At 52.8% G+C, this 17875-nt stretch carries 4 protein-coding genes; all 4 read right to left on the reverse strand.

The annotated features are described in order from the left end of the window. Positions 1–14 precede the first annotated feature (14 nt). On the reverse strand, positions 15–1766 hold the full coding sequence (locus tag ET33_RS32585; protein ID WP_036692246.1) for an ATP-binding protein: 1752 nt from the start codon (positions 1764–1766) through the stop codon (positions 15–17). Between the two features lie 702 nt (positions 1767–2468). Further along, positions 2469–5786: an S-layer homology domain-containing protein gene (locus ET33_RS36835; RefSeq protein ID WP_051775925.1), complete on the reverse strand. Its 3318-nt coding sequence runs from the start codon at positions 5784–5786 to the stop codon at positions 2469–2471. 360 nt (positions 5787–6146) lie between these two features. Beyond that, the gene (locus tag ET33_RS32595) at positions 6147–7286 is read right to left on the reverse strand and encodes a response regulator (RefSeq protein WP_051775927.1); all 1140 of its coding nucleotides are present in this window, start codon (positions 7284–7286) and stop codon (positions 6147–6149) included. A gap of 227 nt (positions 7287–7513) precedes the next feature. Beyond that, positions 7514–17857, reverse strand: a complete 10344-nt coding sequence (locus ET33_RS32600; protein ID WP_036692249.1) for an S-layer homology domain-containing protein — start codon at positions 17855–17857, stop codon at positions 7514–7516. Positions 17858–17875: the final 18 nt, after the last annotated feature.

A 17875-nucleotide genomic window follows, 5' to 3' on the forward strand; every position in this document is an offset into this window, starting at 1 on the left:
ATTTTTTATTCACATCAATTATTCAAATTATCCAGCAACCATCTTAATTGGGACTCTGCCTTACTTATAACTTCAAAATAAGATCTCAATTGGATAGTAGACTGGGTATGAATCCTGGAAATGCCGGGATCAACACGACCTCCGATTACCATGATCTCAATATCGCTTCCAATGAATGGGATTAAGTCATCTCGGTACTTCTCGGCCTGATTTTCATCATCACGAGTAATCTCTTTTGATGGTCTTTTAAATTCAATGATCAGATGTTTATTCAAGATATCATTCGCAAGCAAAAGATCCGGCCGCCTCTTCTCTCTGCTGCCCTTAAATTTCTGCTGACAATAATTCGAAATCACATTCTTCAAAGTCTCATTGGATGACTTCATAGAGTACTCTATTCCGAAGATCCATAGATTGTTTTCTAACGCGATATGCATTTCTTTTTCCAATGTTTGCGGATTGGATATTAGCTGATTTAAATGTCTGAGAAATTCAATTCTTTTCTGGGCTTGTCTAGCCACATTCGAAAGCTCCATAATTCCGAACACATTAAGCGCCGCGGCTAACGAATCAACATCTTTAGCGCTCGCTTCTTCAATTCTTTTCATGATGTCCCAGTATTCGTCTTCTTCCAGAGCTTTTATTAATAAGGATACTATCGTTTTAATCTTATCTTCGGAATCCCCATAAAACTTGTTCAATATGCGATTAATGGATTTACGAATGGCCTCTTGCCGCGGCAGGGGAAACTTCTCTATTTCCTGCTTAAATTCATGTAGAATTTCATTCTCCAACTCAATAGTTTCATCTTTAAATTTACTTTTAAGTTCATTTATTAAAAATCTCTTCATAAAGCTCGTTAGTTCAATATATCCCTTACTATTCTCATATATATAATCCCATCCCGAGTTAACAGCCTCTATTAATCCATCTGCTTCAATTTCTCCATATATTCGACTTAGAAACTTTTTGGGAACCAAAGATTCATTTTCCAGGCCAAAAAATGTTGGATCTCCGATAACTCTCCCACCAACACGAATGATGAGACCCGGATTTTTCAAGGGCTTTTTGTGATCCGAAATAACCAAGGAAACAGCTATATCTCCGGCTTCATCCAGTTTTTTTGTAAAAGCCTTCTTGGTCCCCTGAATATCTTCAAAGGTAACCTTCTCTCCATTTATATAAATATCGAAGTCAGACTGGCGACCAAACTCAAAAATAAGCAATTCACGTAATTTTTCAACTGAGGGCAAATTAAGGCCTTGATTTAAGCCCGAGAGAATAATCTTCGTTCCACGAGGATTATCTGACACTCTTGAAATGACTTCAATATTGAGTTCTTCAAGATCGTTATCGTAGTTATATAAGTCATCTTTATTAATAATCAATGTTGACGTGATACTGTTATGAGTCGTTTGTACTTCCATCTGGCTGGCTGCGACAAGCCCTGCAAACTTACCGATTCCTTTATGACCTCTGACTTTTCTTGTCTTATATGGGGTTAGTTCACCTTTTTGGACTCTCCGATTGTAGGCGATGTTTAAATAATCACTCATTACTTGACTGGTGCTCATGCCTGTCCCATCATCCTGAATGATGATCGCTTCTGTAGGAAACAGATCCAATGGAATCGTAATATGTACTTGCTCGGCATCAGCATCCCAAGCATTATCTACTAATTCCTTCAGCGCTTGTTCAGAGGACCTGTATTGATTACTAAGCAAATAAACTACTCTGGGTTGCACTTTAAATTTGGCAATATTCACAAGTACACCTCTCTTCCCCAGGTAATTAATAAATCGTTACACTACCTAATCGAATAATTCGACATTAAATGGTTTTTCCCTTCCAAAAGGCCCATCTTTATCCACGAATAGACAAACAATCCCCTTTTTAATACTAGGGACCTATGATGATTTAATCTTGTATTTAAGGAAGGAATGACATTACTTCCGTTGGAAGCGATGATTTAATAGAGAGTCTTGAATTGAAAACGGGTGTATGCTGTCTTTTTTCTCAACAATTGCATTATGCAAAATGCTCAAATAAAAGAACCAATCTTCCGGTCATCTTAATGCAAAGGGATTGGTTCTTTTGGATGCACATTTTCATCTAGTTAAGAAGACGTTATTAACTTTGAAAGGTCATGGATCATTTCAGAATGATCAAAGTACTCATTTTTCTGTCACTAAAGTAATCAGTATCCTGTCGTTATACATCCTAGAGGTCGTGACACGATTCGCGTCTGATCGCGCTGCTTTCCTTTGTCCATAATCAGAGATTATTAAGGAGATTGTCAGGTCTTCCGTGGTGACTTAGCGCCTCGCTGCGTGTTATAGCAGGTCAATTCGCGATGTAGCCGATCGCGCCACCAAGCGTACAAGGGGCTGTGACAGTCTGCCTTCCGGCAAACGATCACAGCCCCAAAACCCGCGCCCGGCGCGGTCTCCAGTTTTTTAGTGACAGGCTTAAATTAAACCAGCTTTTTGCAGCAACCGTATAAGAATGGTTGCCGTTTGCGCGCGTGTAATGTTTTCTTTCGGTGCGGCGAGACCATCGTATCCATCAATGATTCCGTGCTTGACCGAAAGTGCCGCCTGTATTTTCGACCAGTCGCCAAACTGATTGGCATCGCGAAATGGGACCAGCTCTTTTTCTGCGTCAGTGGCGGACATCGATATATCCATACCGGTTATTTTCATCGCTTTGGCCATCATGAACATAGCTTCTTCTCTGGTGATGGCTTTGTTCGGCTGGAAGCTGCCGTCTTCGTACCCGCTCAAAATCCCATTCTCGTAGGCTGCCGCCACAACGCCGGCAAACCAGTCGCTTTTCTTCACATCAAGGAATGGGCTGCTGCTGCCGGATGCTTGAAGTCCCAACCCTTGACTTAGGGTTGCAGCAAATTCGGCGCGCGTAATGGGCCTGTCCGGTTCGAACGTTCCGAGGCTTACGCCGTTCACGATCAAGCGCGATCCAGCGTCGTCAATGTATTTTTTAGCCCAGTGGTTCTCAGCATCCTTAAAGGCTGCCGGATTCCAGATGACCGCATACGTATTGTTGGCTAGACTGTTGATTTTGGCAATGTATTTTCCATCCATGTTCACGAGCTTGGTAGGGACGTGCTGCACGGTTCCATCAGCATCCACACGAATACCAGTCGCGATTTTTCCGGCATTCGCACCATCGGGAATCGTGATCGTCCGTTCCACATAAGCATTGAACTTGCCGATTTCTACTGTTTGTTTTCCGAACGTGCCTCGTACCTTGAACTCGACAGGCGGCGCCAATAGCGTGAATCCGCCTTTCTTCGCAGAATCCTCGACACGCTTGGTTGTTTCCGCCGCAGGTTTGGAAATCTCGATCTGTACGTTGATATCCTTCGGTGCGGCGTTTCCGCCGATTTGTGCCAAAAGGGCATCAATGTTGATTTGCTCAGTCGATAATGTGTACGAAGCATGTTCGGTTTTCAATTCAATGACGGCCTGCTTGGCAGCCAAGGTTTTGACCAATTGACCGTTCAACTCGCCGATGACCGTATCGGCCGATGCCGTTGCGGGGATGGTGATTTTGGCATGATTTCCGGCGGCTTTCAGCATCTCTTCCAATTTTCCGGAGTCCAGCGTGATTCGCAGAATCGTTCGTTCCCCGTCCTTACTTGTCGTAATCGTTCCCGCACGTTCGGATTTACCGTTCACCAAAACCGTGGCACCCGAATCGGATGCACCGACGGAACTCCAATAAACGCCGGAGCTAGAACCGCTAGAGTTCGAAGAATGGTCAGATCCCGATGAACCGCCGGACGGCGCTTTCGGCGTTACGCTTACCTCGTTGGTTGTAACCACGTCACCGTCCGCATCCGTGATCTTGACGACAAAGTAATAGGTTTTTCCATTCGTCAAAGATACCGCGTTATAACTGTAAACCGAAGAGCTTACCGAGGCCAGTTCTTCTCCATAAGTGCCGGGAACAGTGCTCTGATAAACCTGCTGGTAGACGGTTCCGGTCACGCTTTTCCATTTCAACGAAGCCTGAGCGTCGCCGGCGGCGGCGGTCAGAGCCGGACCTGCCGGTGTTCGAAGTGTTTGGCTATACCCATATTCGGTGCCCACTCCGTTTGTGGCATAAGCGCGAACTACATATACCGAATTTGGCGTCAGATTGCTCAGCTTGACGGCGAAGTCGCCCAATCCTGTCGAATTGGCTTCAACCTTGGTGTACGTGCTGTCCGTTGACTTTTGGTATTCGATACCTCGGGCGGCTACCGGATTTCCACCGTCCATCCATACTTTTCCGCCGATGATCACCGACGTTGCTTTCAAAGATTCGGTATAGGTGTTCGTTATAACGGACGGCACCCTAGGAGAAATAATGGCCAGATCATCTGTTGTAATCGGCTTGCTTTGGCCTACCTGGTCTCCCGCAATCGTTACGCTAAAATCTTCGATGGCATTCAGCTTCCCGGTCCCGGTATAGGAAAGAAGCAGTTCGGCGCTCGTCGGACCCGTTTGGATGACGCTGTCGACGGCAAGCCCGGCAGGGGCTTTGTTCAGCTTGAAACCATCCTTGTTCAAGGTCGAAGAAAAAGCGTAATCGGCAGGGATCGTCAGGCTAAGCTTTCTCCCATTCAAGTTCAACGTCGTCAAAGGCTGATCCGGGACGATTTTAACTTTGGGGCCGATGGACGTAAGCTGATCTTTTTTACCACTAGGGAGAACCCAAAGGCGTACACCGTCAAATAATTGAAGAGAGGGGTTGCTGGCCGCTGGTGGCAGGGTGAGACTTCTAATTTTCCCCGTATCCTTATCGATTTTCAAAAAATTTTTACTGATCAGCCAAATGTCCTGACCGTCGAACATAGCCCCCCTTGCCGATGACCAAATGTTGTAACCGGTCATTTTCCCCGATGCTTTGTCAATCTTGACTAAGGTTTCTCCTGTGATGGGAGCAAGCCAAATGTTTTGCCCGTCAAATGTGCCGCCGTCAAATCGACCGGGCTTGGCGGCGTTCGGCGTCGGCCAATCTTTGTGCTCCGTAATTTCCCCGGTATCCTTGTCAATTTTAATTACGCTTGCAGCTGTGCCCGGGATCAGCCAAATGCTTTGCCCGTCAAAAATAGCCCCGGAAAAAGCAGACGAACTGGGCGTAGCCCCCGATGGCCAATCCTTTTGCTGCGTCATCGTTCCATTGCTTGTATCCACTTTGACGATGGAGTTGTCATAAATGGAAGTGAGCCAGAGGTGTTTTCCGTCAAATACGCCCCCGCTAAAACTGATGTTAGACCCGGATATTCCGGCAGGCCAGTTATTGTAGGTGGTGAATTTCTCGGTGTCTTTGTCAATCCGGACCAACGGGTTAGAACTTGCAGGAAGAAACCATATGGATTGACCATCGAAAATAGCGCCATTAAAATTGTAGCGCGTTGGGTTGAAGCCCCCTCCAATTGCAGATAAATCGAAGCCTTTCATCACTCCGGTACGCTTATTGAATTTTACAATCTGATTCCCTTCTAAAGGAGCCATCCAGATGTTCTCGCCATCGAACGCCCCACCCCAAAAACTGCGGTCTGCTGCCAATCCGGCAGGCCATTCCGTATATTGGTTTACCTCGATGGAATCGCCAATCGGATGAGGCGTGAGCCATGCGCTAAAGTTACGCCCAGTCTGGCTTAAAATTTTGTCGCCCGGGTCAGCATAGACCTGTTGGACAGGGATGATACCGGAAATGCCTACCAGCATCGTTGCAGCAACCGCGAATGAAAGCAAGGATTGAATACGGTTTCGCATTTGAAGTTCCCCTCTTGTTTGCTTTTTTCTGCTTAATTAAAAAATGCCGTTCAGGCTATTGCGCATCACCACCATTCAATGAATCTATTTATTTTAACAGGCGATTCTCTCAAAATCCTCACAAGATCACACAAAAGATACCATGTCGTTATGAAAATGGATACCGATCAAGAAGCGACGAATTATCCAATGCAATCGTGGTTCAAGAAAAGGTTTCCGTAATTTTTTTGAAGAAGACGAGTCCTCCCTGCCCTTTTTTCCATATGCTATCAAACGGTTTTCACAACTAAAGAAAAAAGAATCGAGAACAGGCCGCCGGAGCGACTCCGACGGCCTTTCTGTACAGTAGACGAATGATTGCTATGCTTGGATGAATTGCTTTTTATACGCTTCCCAACGGGCTTCGGCACGGTTCCTGATCTCCTCCGACGGCTCCGCCCCGAACTCCTGGCGGTAGGCGCCTTCGAACCGCGCATAATGCGCCATCAGCTTCTCTATTTTCCCGCAGCCAGCATACATGTCCATCAAGAGCAGATTCACCTCTTCCTGCAGCGGATACAGCGCTAAATAACTGTTAAGTCTTCGTTCCGCTCTCGACCATTCTTCTCCGGTAAGATCGCGCTCGACCAAGCTGCGCAGAAGCGCCGTATACTGTCTGGCGTACCCTTCTTCGAGCGAGGCCTTCCACATATAATCCTTTTTGTCCAGCAGCGGGCCTTTATACAAGGCGCATAACCGTTCCGCTTGCTCTGCATCCTGCATCACTCCAAGAAGCACAGGCCCATACCGTTCATACGCCAGCACATCGTACGTCAAGCCGGCGGTTTCCAGCCTGTATCCGTCGTTTATTTTCCGGATGTCCATTCCGATCTCATGCCCTTTCAGCAGCTTCTTCAAACGGTAAATCGTATTGTGCAAATTATGCGACGCCCGGTCCTCCTTCATTTCCGGCCACAATAAATCGGCCAGATGCCACTTGCTGAGTTCCCGTCCCGGATGGCAGAGAAACAAAGCGAACAGTTCCTCTGTTTTGCGCGTTGGAAAACGGACTGGCATCCCTTCCCGATTGCGGACCTCGAAGCCCCCGAAGCAGCGGATCACGGCCGCGTGTTCCTGCGGCTCGGCAGGGAAAACAAACCGCTGCTGCTTGACCAGACGACCCACAATCCGTTCGATCGCCGCCGGTGTCACAGGCTTCAGAATATAATCGAAGGCATATACTTGAAACGCGTCCAGAGCATACTGCTTATAGGCCGTACTAAAAATAATTTTGGTCTCTTCGGACAGCTCGTTTATTTTCCGCGCCAGTTCGAGTCCGTTCATCCTCGGCATTTCCACGTCGAGAAAGACGACATCCGGCTTAAGCTCCGGCAGACGGGCCAGTGCTTCCAGCGGGTTCGTAAATGCACCCAAAATGGTATAATTCGGATTTTGGCCGATGATGTATTTCATTAAATCCAGAATCGGCTTTTCGTCTTCGACAATAATCGTATAAAACAACCTCTTCCCTCCTAATAAAGCCTCTCAGGCAAATCCGCTTGCCGACGTTTTTGACTCTAGTTCCCTTCCCATGGATACGTCCTATGGTCATTCTATTATTTCGGCCTCTCAAAAAACTCACAAAATTGCTGCCGCTGCAAGACAAAAAAGCTTCCCAACCCGGGGATTGGAAAGCTTTTTTACTTTGTCTGCTTTTGCCTGTAAAGGCTCGTCGGTACAGGAGCAAGCTAGATCAGACCGGAGCGCTGTAGCAATTTTTGAACAATCGCCGCTACTTCCGCCCGGCTCATGTTGTCGCCAGGTGCGATCTGACTGCTGCTTCTTCCGGATACAAGCCCTGCTTTCACGCTTGCGGCGATACCTGCCTTGGCATAATCCGATATAAGCCCGGCATCCGAAAAACCAGCCAGAGTCTGGCTCGTCTCGTTTACGGCCAGATCGGCCTCCAGCCCCGTAATCTTCATGGCTCTTGCGACGATGGTCATGGCCTGCTCGCGGGTAATGTTATCCATGGACCCGAACTGGCCGTTCTCATAGCCTGAGATGATGCCATTCGCGTAAGCTGCCTGGATATACGGGGAATACCAGTCCCCATCCTTCACGTCCGAGAACGACGCACCAGCCGCGTCGGCCTTCAAGCCTAAAGCTTTGACTACAATGGCGGCAAATTCTGCTCGGGTAATAGCCCGGTCAGGTTCGAACAAGCCGTTGCCCACGCCGCCGACCACCATGCGGGAGCCCATTTCGTTGACGAGCTCCTTGCCCCAATGATTTTCAACATCTTTGAATGTCACGCTATGATGGACCAGCGAAACCGTCCCCCGGCTGATCGGACTGCTGATCACCGCATAAATTTTGCTGTCCACGTTTTTGATTTTGGTCGGCACATGAACGACCGTTCCATCCGGCTCCACCATAACCCCGGTCGTGACTTGACGCGCTGTTGCCTCGTCCGATACGACCAACGCTCTTTCCACGTAGGTGTCGAATTTCCCGATTTCTGCGGTCGTCTGGCCATACGTGTAGGTTGCTTTAAAGTTCGACGGAGGCGTCAGAACCTTGAATCCGCCCTGCTGCGCCGCATTTTCAAGCTGCTTGACCTGCTCTGGCGCAGGAGCCCCCACTTCAATCCGCACCTTGATATCCTTGAGCGGCACTTGGTTGCCAAGCTGTGCGGTTATCCCCTTCTGAAGCTGTTCGGCCGGAACGATGAAAAGCGTTTTGTCCGTCTTCAGCTTGAGTACGGCCTTTTTGCTCTCCAGCTTCTTGATAAGCTCTCCGCTAAGCTCTCCAATGGACGTATCGGCGGCGGTTTTGAAGACGATGGTGATTTCCGCTTTGTCGCCCTGCTGCTCCAGCAGCTTGTCCATCAATTGCTCGTTCATGGCAATGGTCGTTGTTACCGCCGTACCGTTGGATACGATTGTTTCCGTCCCAGCCACTTCGAACTTGCCATTGACCAGAACTTCAACGGGTTTACCGCCGGTCGACGGGATACCGCCACCGCCACCGCCGCCGCCGATATATCCTCCGGTATTGCCGCCAGGGGCAGGCACGAATTTCTTGTATACCGCGGTAAACGGGTCGCTGTTGTTTTTGCCCTCCGCTACGGTAATTGCTTTAATGGTGGTTGTTTCGTCCAGCAAAATCGGCTGTGTATACACGAGCGCGTTTTCGGACGGGTCCTTGCCATTCAACGTGTAGTAGATCGTGCCTCCCGGCTCTGTTGTACCGAGTGTGACCTCGATCTTCTCTTTAAATTCTTGACCTGCTGTTCCTGCAGGCTTTGCAGCAGTCTCCGCGTACAGGACCGGTTTCTTGTTCAAGGCAATGCTGCGGGATTCTCCATTTTTCGAAACCGTCAAAATCGTTTCGGAACCCGCATTCCCCGTCGTCCATCGTAGGGAAAGGTCCGGAGTCGGCGTGTAGCCGTCTGTCACGTGATACGCCGTATCGCTGTCGCTCAGCACGACCGCCGCCGTAGACAGATCGCTCTCCGTGCTTCCAGCAAAATGGGCCAGTTGAGGATAGTAGCCCCGGATCGTTTTCCACATCGACGTCTCCATTCCCGGAAGAAGTGCTCCTTTGACCAGCTCAGACGTTTTCACGCCGATCGCTTTGGTGCCGTCCGGTTTTATCCGATACCCCTCATCGTTGGCGTACGCCGTATTCTGCTGAAGCATTTGGGTATCGAAATAATTGGTTTGCAGGATCGCACCCTTGCCAAGCTGGCCGGCAACGCCGCCAAAGAGCGATTTACCCGGCACGAGAACCCCATTCAGGCTGGCGGAAATCTGGCCGGTATTGACGGTATCGCGGATCGAGCCTTCCAGTGCATAGCCAGTGATCCCTCCCGCTCTGGCCATGTCTTTCCCGCTCGCGGTAACGGTGCCCGCATGGTAGCTGTGAACGATGGAACCGTTGTTTTCGCCGGCAAGACCGCCTGCATTCGCCTCCCCGGACGCCACGGAAACGTCACCGTAAGAGAAACTCTGCTCGATCGATGCCCCCGAAGCGTTGTTGCCCGCTAACCCGCCTGCCACTGCTTTGTTCCCTTCGGCCAAGGCCTGGATGGATACTTTCGAGAAGGACGTGACGATCCGACCCGCGTTGATTCCTGCGAGACCGCCGATCGCGGTCCCGGTGGCGTGGATTGCGCCTTTTACTGCGGCGTTTTGAATTACGCCTTCATTGCGGCCGCTAATGCCGCCGACATAATCCTGGCCGGACAATTCGAGCTCTCGGATGGAAATGCCATCCATCACGGAGCTGCTATTGCCTGCAGCGCCGCCGACGTCATTGCGGCCGGTGACGGACACTTTAGCGAGCTGTGCCGTTACATTGCGGGCCCGGCTTTCTCCGGCAATTCCACCGACATAGTTCGTGCCTTTGACAAGGATCGAACCGGCTTCCTGTACAGTGATCGATTCGCCCGACGCTTTACCTGCGATACCTCCGATGAAGTCCCCCGCTGTTGACGCCACCGTCACATCCGCGAGTTTTTTCGCTTCAACGCTGCCTGAAGCAACGCCCGCCAAACCGCCAATCTGATCGCCTGCTCCGGTGACGTTAACACTTCCGGTAATCGATAATCCTTTGAGCTCACCTTTGGCCAGTCCGACTAGACCACCGATGGCGCTTTGCCCATTCAGGGTGACGTTTCCGACGGTGGCGTTGCTCAGGTTGGCGGCTTCACCCGCCAAGCCGCCTGACATTTCCGTTGCGACAATGTTCACGACGCCCGCTGTCACTTCAGCGATAGCGGCAGCTTGCCCGGCGATCCCGGCCGTATATTGTTTACCCGATACGTCAGTCTCCTCCACGGATACCCGGGAGATGTCTTTGACGACCTGTCCTGCAATCCCGCCGGCATAATTGCCAGCAGCTACGATTTTCGATTTGCCGGTGGATGCGATGTCTTTTAACGCCTCCGCGCTTGCGCCGACAACACCGCCAACGTAGTTCGTTCCTGTAACTTCCATCGAAGCGATGCCGACGTGCGACAGCACTCCGGCATTGCTGCCCACCAAGCCGCCCGTATAATCGGCATAGCCGCGCACCTTACCGCCGCTTGCCTTGACATGGGTGATCGTAGCGCCCGGATGGTTGATTCCTGCTGCCACTCCCGTATAGGCGCCCCCGGTTACGCGGGCATCCGCAAACGTTACGTTGGTCAAGGTTCCGTAATTGTTCGAGATAAATCCATACTTGTCATATTGCTCCGCCATGTAATTGAGACCTGAGATGACATGGTTGGCACCATCAAATACGCCTTTAAAATCAGCAATCGGCGTCCACAGTTTACCCGCTAAGGCAATGTCGGCTCCCAGTATGATTTTTTGGATCGACGGGGCTTTCTTCGCCTCCCGGTCAAACCATGAATAAATCGCCGGATCATTATACAGCAGGGCGACCCCCGCCAGTTGTTCGGCGGTAATGACTATATATTGCGCGTCTTCCTTCGCCTGTCGGCTCAGGAAGGACAAATCTGGCGCGAAGCTCCAGTTCATGACGCGAACAAGCACAGGCGCGTTATGATTGACGCCGTCGACATAGCCCCAGACCGAGCCGTTAGTAGAGAAATTCCAGTTTGGCAGCTTGCCGTAATTGCTGAAATCGGCTTTCTGCACAGGCGCCGGCTGTCCGCTTGTGTCATGCTTGATTGGCGCTAAGGTTCCCGTGTAGTAAGCGTCCGCCACCTTGGCGTTCCGGAAGTTGTAGCCGATCAATGCGCCCATGTACGAGTTCGAACCGCCGGCTTGCGCCGAAACATTCGGAACCCGTTCGTATACCCGGCTCAAGCTTCCGTCATTATAGCCCGCAAAGCCCCCGGCATAAGAACGGGTAGCGCCATGCGCGCCCACGATGGTCACCGATTCCTGTGCCGCATTAGCATCTTCAATGGTACTCCCGTTGTTGATTGCTCCGGCAAAGCCTCCGCCTCTCGCATCAAACGCCGTATTCGATACATCGCCGCTGGCGCTCGCTTCCTGAATGGCGTATCGATTCACCGTCCCGGCAAAGCCTCCGGCATAAGCGCCCGCCTGACCAGTGACGTTGACGCTCCCTGCGGCGTAAGCCTGCTTGATCACTCCCGCCGCGCTGTCGCCGAGTAATCCGGCAAAGCCTCCGGCATAGATCGTATTGTACGGGTTGGTCGAAGCAACTTCGATCGGAATGCTGGCAGAGGATTGATAGATTTCCACAGCATCCGCCAGTCCTACGGCCCCACCAACATGGGTAGACGAAGGGATTCTGGACAGGGTCACGCTGTTGCCGATTTTGATTCGTTCCTGATTCGGCGACTTCACTCGCGCATAAACGATTTTCCCTCCGGCTGCTTGCCCGGCAATGCCGCCGACATGGTAATCGCTGCTGGAATCGGCCTGAATCTGACTCTCAACGCTGGTGTTGATAATGAATCCGCTGCTGAATCCCGCAACCCCGCCAAGCGTGGCCATTTTGACCCCGGTTACCCGCAAATCGGCTTGGGAAGCCGAGTTGTAGATCGAAGCCGATTTGAGCTGCCCGGCGACGGTGCCTGCGTACACATCGGCCAGATTGCCGCTGCCGGCAATTTCGATCCATTGATCGGACACGCTGGCTTCATACACCCCAGGATAAAACGGGATGGAGTAGCCGAAATCCTGCGCGAAATCCGGCTTGGACGATTCCACAATCCCGGCAATGCCGCCAACCGAACCGTTTCCTGCCGCCGTCAGGGTAATCGCCGGCGCCGCTTTGACTTGATAAATAACCGAATCATAGCTGTAGCCGGCAATACCGCCGATCGTTGCATCTTTTGCGGTGATCGGCAGTATGCCTTCGAAAGTGGCGTTGCGGACGGCTGCATGAGTCAATTTGCCCACAATGCCGCCGACGGTGCCGGTTTCGCTGACAGTCGTCACAGCACCCTTCACTTCAACTGCATCGACATCGAAAACGTTCGTGCCTTTCCCCGTTTTCTCGCCGATAATCCCGCCGACGATGCCGTGACCTTGAATATTGGCTTTTCCGGCCTCGTTTTTCGCGCTCAGATGAACATTTTTGACGATTTGACCGCTGTCCGAGCGGCCAATCGCTCCGCCCGCTACAGACTGGGCGGCGGTCGCTTTCAGGACGCCGTCGGCAAAGGAGATGCTCAGGCCGTCCCCCGTGCCGGATACGTAGGCCCCGACCATGCCGCCTGCAACGCTGGCTGCGCCTGTCGCCTGAACGCTTCCATCGGCTTGGATAAGCGCCGTAAGCGTCGCGGTATTCCCCGCCTGCCTGCCGATCAGGCCGCCGACAATCGATTGGTCTCCGGCCGCTTCGATTCCGCCTTGGACCAGGGTCACGCTGCTGTCGTGAAGGTCCGCGCCGCTGTCGCCTATGAGGCCGCCGACGATGGCCCCCGCCGCTTCGGCGGAAATTTTGCCTCCCCCTTGCACCGTGAGAGATAATTCGCTCGTTTCCCCTGCATTTTTGCCAATAATACCGCCAACCAAGGTGCCCTTGGATACCTTCGCCTGATTGGACAAAATGACACGGATTTGGGAGACGCTTCCTTTATTGAGTCCTACCAAGGAACCGACGTGCTGGGTACCGGCGACAGCAACAGGCTCAAGCGCGACATGATGAACCGTCGCACTGCTGCCGATCACCCCGAACAATCCGGCGTACTGGCCTGCGGATACCTGCAAACCGCTGATCAAATGATCGTTTCCGATAAAAGCACCTTCGAACGGAGTTTGCTCCTGATATCCGATCGGCACCCATTGCTTGGACTGAATGCGGATCGGGGCGGTGATTTCAATCTCCCTGCCCTTGAAGTCAAACCGTTCCATTCCGGTGACGGTCCCGTTGACAATGCCCGCGAGACCGGCAAGATCGGCTTCGGTTTGAATCGTAAAGCGCAATGCTGACGGCTTCTTGGTGTACCAGTTGATGTTCATGTTCACATCGTTGCCGCTGCCGCCGTCTTCCCCGCTAGGGGTTCCGCCCGTGTTGGCGCTTAGATTCAGCTCCGGATACTTGTATGCCGCATTCTCGGAGCCGTATCTCCAGGCCGTGTCGCTAAACGTCCATCCCGACAGCCCGGGGAACGTTGCGCGGTTCGCCAGCGACTCGGACAAAATCGGACTTAACCGGGAGTACATATTCAGCTCATAGTACGTGCCCCCGCCGAAATCGAGCAATCCGCTGTTAATCGCCTTGCCCTCATCCTTCAAGTAGTACGTATTGTCGATTAAATCTTTGCTTGTATTGGCGTAAAACCCTGCAAATCCGCCGGCGTAAGCGCCGTTATTTCCTGTGACCTGTCCTGCGGAATAGCTTCCTTTCACCTTGCCGGTCGTGATTTGGCCAATCAACCCGCCGGCAAAGGAATCTTTGCCGTTGGCGGTGACTTCTTTGGCCGCATACGAGTTGGCGACCGTTCCCGCGTGACCGCCTACGAGGCCCCCGACATACGTTTTCAAGCCATTGGCGGTCACTTTGGCGGAAGTGAAGCTCTTATCGATAGCGCCGCTGTTCTTGCCGACCAAACCGCCCAGCAGCGCGTAGCTGCCGTCGGTGCCGACCACATTGCCAGTCAGGTCCGATTCGATATAGGAGGCGATAATTTTGCCCGTATTTTCGCCTACGAGACCGCCCGCAACCGTCCCTAAACCGCCAACGGTCAGCACCGCATTCGAATATACGTAGTAAATCGTACCGGTATTTTTGCCGATCAATCCGCCTACAACGCCTTGATAGCCGTCGGAAACGACGGGTACTTTCTCTGCGATACTGTTGTTGGTAAGCACGGACCGGTTCTCGCCGATCATCCCGCCTGTGGTAGATGCCTGGGCTCGCACGTTCACTTTGCCCACGATACGGCTGTTCTGCACCGTACTTACAGCCTTTTCGATAGGGGTCGAGTCCGCTTGGCCGCCTCTCGCATCGTTGATGCCGATCATGCCGCCCACGGTGGAAGCCGGAGCGGATACAGGCACGGAGATCGCGAGCGAATCGATAAAGTTTTGGTTCAAAATCGCTTTTTCCGATCCCCGGTTATATCCGGTCAATCCGCCAACTACGGCCTGCTTGCCTTTCGCTGTCAGATTTACATTTTGACCGAACACCTTCTCGATTTGAGTTTCGATATTGGTACCGACCAAGCCGCCTGTCCGCACGCGGTCAGCCGCAGGTTCAACGACCATCGTCACGTTTTGCAGATTGTAATCGGCCGCGTTGCCTTTCACGACTGCACGTTCCGCTTGCCCGGCCAGTCCGCCTGCATGAGAGTCGCTGCCTGCCACGCTCAGAACCGCGTACTCCGGCAGAACTCCTTTGACGTAGGACTCGGTAATGGCTCCGTCCTTCATCAGGCCGACAAGTCCGCCCAACAACGACTCAGGTCCGCTTGCCGTCAGAAGCAGGTTTTCAGCAACAGCCCCTTGAATCGCAGCCTTGCTGCCGTCCCCTGCAATCCCGCCGAGGCGAACGCCGCTTGCTTCGGCAGCGGTCTCCATCCGCAGGCCTGTCACGTTGCCGTCCTTGCCGTTGCCGCGGATCGCGCTGTTGTTCACAGCTCCTGCAATGCCGCCGGCAGCGGAATCTTTCCCGTGCACCGTGATCTGAAGCTGCCCTTCCCCGGAGGCAAATACGCGCGGATTCACGATTTCCCCTTGGGTGAGCCCGGCCGTTCCGCCGATTTTATTGTCCGTTCCTTTGGAAAGGACCGAGAGCGAGTCGGTCGAAAGATTCGTCAAGACGCCTTTATTGCCTCCGGCGATTCCCCCGAGGACGGAACGGTCGCCTTCCGACGTGATGGCGATATTCGTTGCCGGCTGCAAAAAGCCGCCGACCAGAGCGGCGCTGTTCTCGCCTACCGCCCCGCCGATCATGTTGTCCGCCCCGGCGGACAGGAACGACACTTCTTGCACGCGAAGCGGTGCCGCCTGCGAGCCCGCGCCCGCGTTGGCCGAGAGAGCCCCGGCCAAACCGCCGAGCTTGGCGTGGTCGGCTCTTGCTTCGGCTTTGACCGCAATTTTGTTCACCGTGCTGGAGCCGATGAACAGAGCCCCGTCGTCTGCTCCAACAACACCGCCCGCAGCGGTATTGGGAGCGGAAACGGCCAGGATGAAGCTTTCACCTGTTTTAAAATCAGCCGCGCCAATTAAGGCCTGGGAAATTTCCCCCTTCGCCTGACCGGCGATTCCGCCTGCAAATCCGCCGCCCCCGCTCGATTGCAACAGCGTGTGCTTGACAGTCGAGACCGTTACTTTGCCGTTCAAATAGCCTGCGACTCCGCCGACGTTGCCGTCAGAGGCGATTTTGGCGAAGCTCTCGGCAGTGCGCCCAACCGCCGCCTGGACGATTGCACCTCCGTCTACATAGCCTGCCACGCCGCCGGTATATGTTCCCTTTCCGCCCGAGACCGCCATATCGCCGGCATAGGCCGGGCTGTTAATCGTGCCGTTACCGGCGTAGTACCCGACGATTCCCCCCGTGTACACCTCGCTGCGGTCACCGTAAGCGGCGGCCGTGACCGTAATTTTGCCTGCAAAGGCTTCGTTAACGTAATTAACGTCGCCGCCGGAGGAGACGATGCCCGCAAATCCTCCGGTATAGAGCTTTTGCAGCCCGTTGACGCTGATGTCTCCCTTGCTCTGCACATTATCGTCGGCTTTGGCGTGGGCCTTGTTCGAAACGATACCGCCCGTGTACACCTCGGACTTCCCTGTGACGCTGATGCTGCCGCTGTTCGAATAAGCGTCTTTGGCCTTGCTGTTCAAGACCAGACGATTTCCGGCAAACCCAACAAGTCCACCGGTGTGCACCCGATCGCCCGAGCCCGACACTTGAAGGGGCGCAGCATTTTTGGCGGCATTGACAAACGTCGCCGTTCCGCCCGCTTTCCCGACGATCCCTCCGGTGTAAATGCCTTCCGCACCGCTAACGTTGATGGGGACGGTATTCGTAAAGCTTTGCCCCCATGTAAAATCGCCGTACACAAGTCCGGTCACACCGCCGGTGTACGTGGAGGCGCCCGCGTTGTTCGAAATCGCGCCAGTTTGCTTGAAATCAAAGTCGGCTGCCAGATTTTGCTCGAAGGCGCCGGCAAGCCCCCCGACATAAGAACCGGAGGCTCCCGGAGAGGACACCTGGATATTTCCGGCGTTGGAGGTCAGCTTGGATAAGCTGACTTGCGCGCCTGACATAGCTCTCCCCAAAATACCGCCGCTGTACACACGCTTGTTATTCGCTGCAGACAGATTGCCGCTGTTACGAATATTCGTATTTTCCTCCGCCATGAAGAGCGGCCCGTCTACCAACCCGATAATGCCGCCTGCGTTGGCTTCATACACACTATTGGTAACAGTAACGCTGCCCGTATTTTCGATTTTCTTCAGCGTCAAGCCGGCGGCTCCGTTTAGGGCTGCGGCAATCCCTCCCGCAACCCCTTTGGTCGAGCCGTTCAGCGTCACGCTGCCGTTATTGACCGCGTTCGAAATGATGCCCGTTCCCTCGCCGACAATACCGCCGACGTACGCATCCTGCGTCGAACTCACGCGGACCGAGGCGTCATTCGTTACATTAAACACCGTGCTGTTTTGATCCATGAAGCCCGCTACGGAACCGACGGCCACCTTGTTATTAGCCGCAACCCGAATATCGCCGGTCAAATGAAAGCCGCCGACCGTAGCACCGCTCATATAGCCGACAAAACCGGCATGCTTCGACTGGACGTCTATGGTCAAGCCGGACAGATCGACGATCTGTCCAGCCTTTCCGACCAGCGTTCCTTTAAACGGGTGGCTTTCAGTTCCGATCGGCACCCAGCGGTGAGCCGCCAGGTTCAGGTTTACGCTGACCTCCAGCACCTTCTTGTCGAAATCCGTCACTCCGCTGTTGACCAGCTTGGCCACGCCTGCCAGCTTTGCGGCCGTATCGATGGTATAAGTTTTGTAATCCGCGTTGTACCAATCGGTGGCCGCGCTGCTTTCCCAAGTGTCATTGGCCGCGCTAACCATCCATGCTGCCGATACGGAGAAAACCATTGCCGCGAGCAGAAGCAAGCCTATTGATTTTCGTGTAAACCGCATGTTTCACCATCCTGATTT

This window comes from Paenibacillus tyrphae (genome assembly GCF_000722545.1).
GTDB classification, from domain to species: domain Bacteria; phylum Bacillota; class Bacilli; order Paenibacillales; family NBRC-103111; genus Paenibacillus_G; species Paenibacillus_G tyrfis.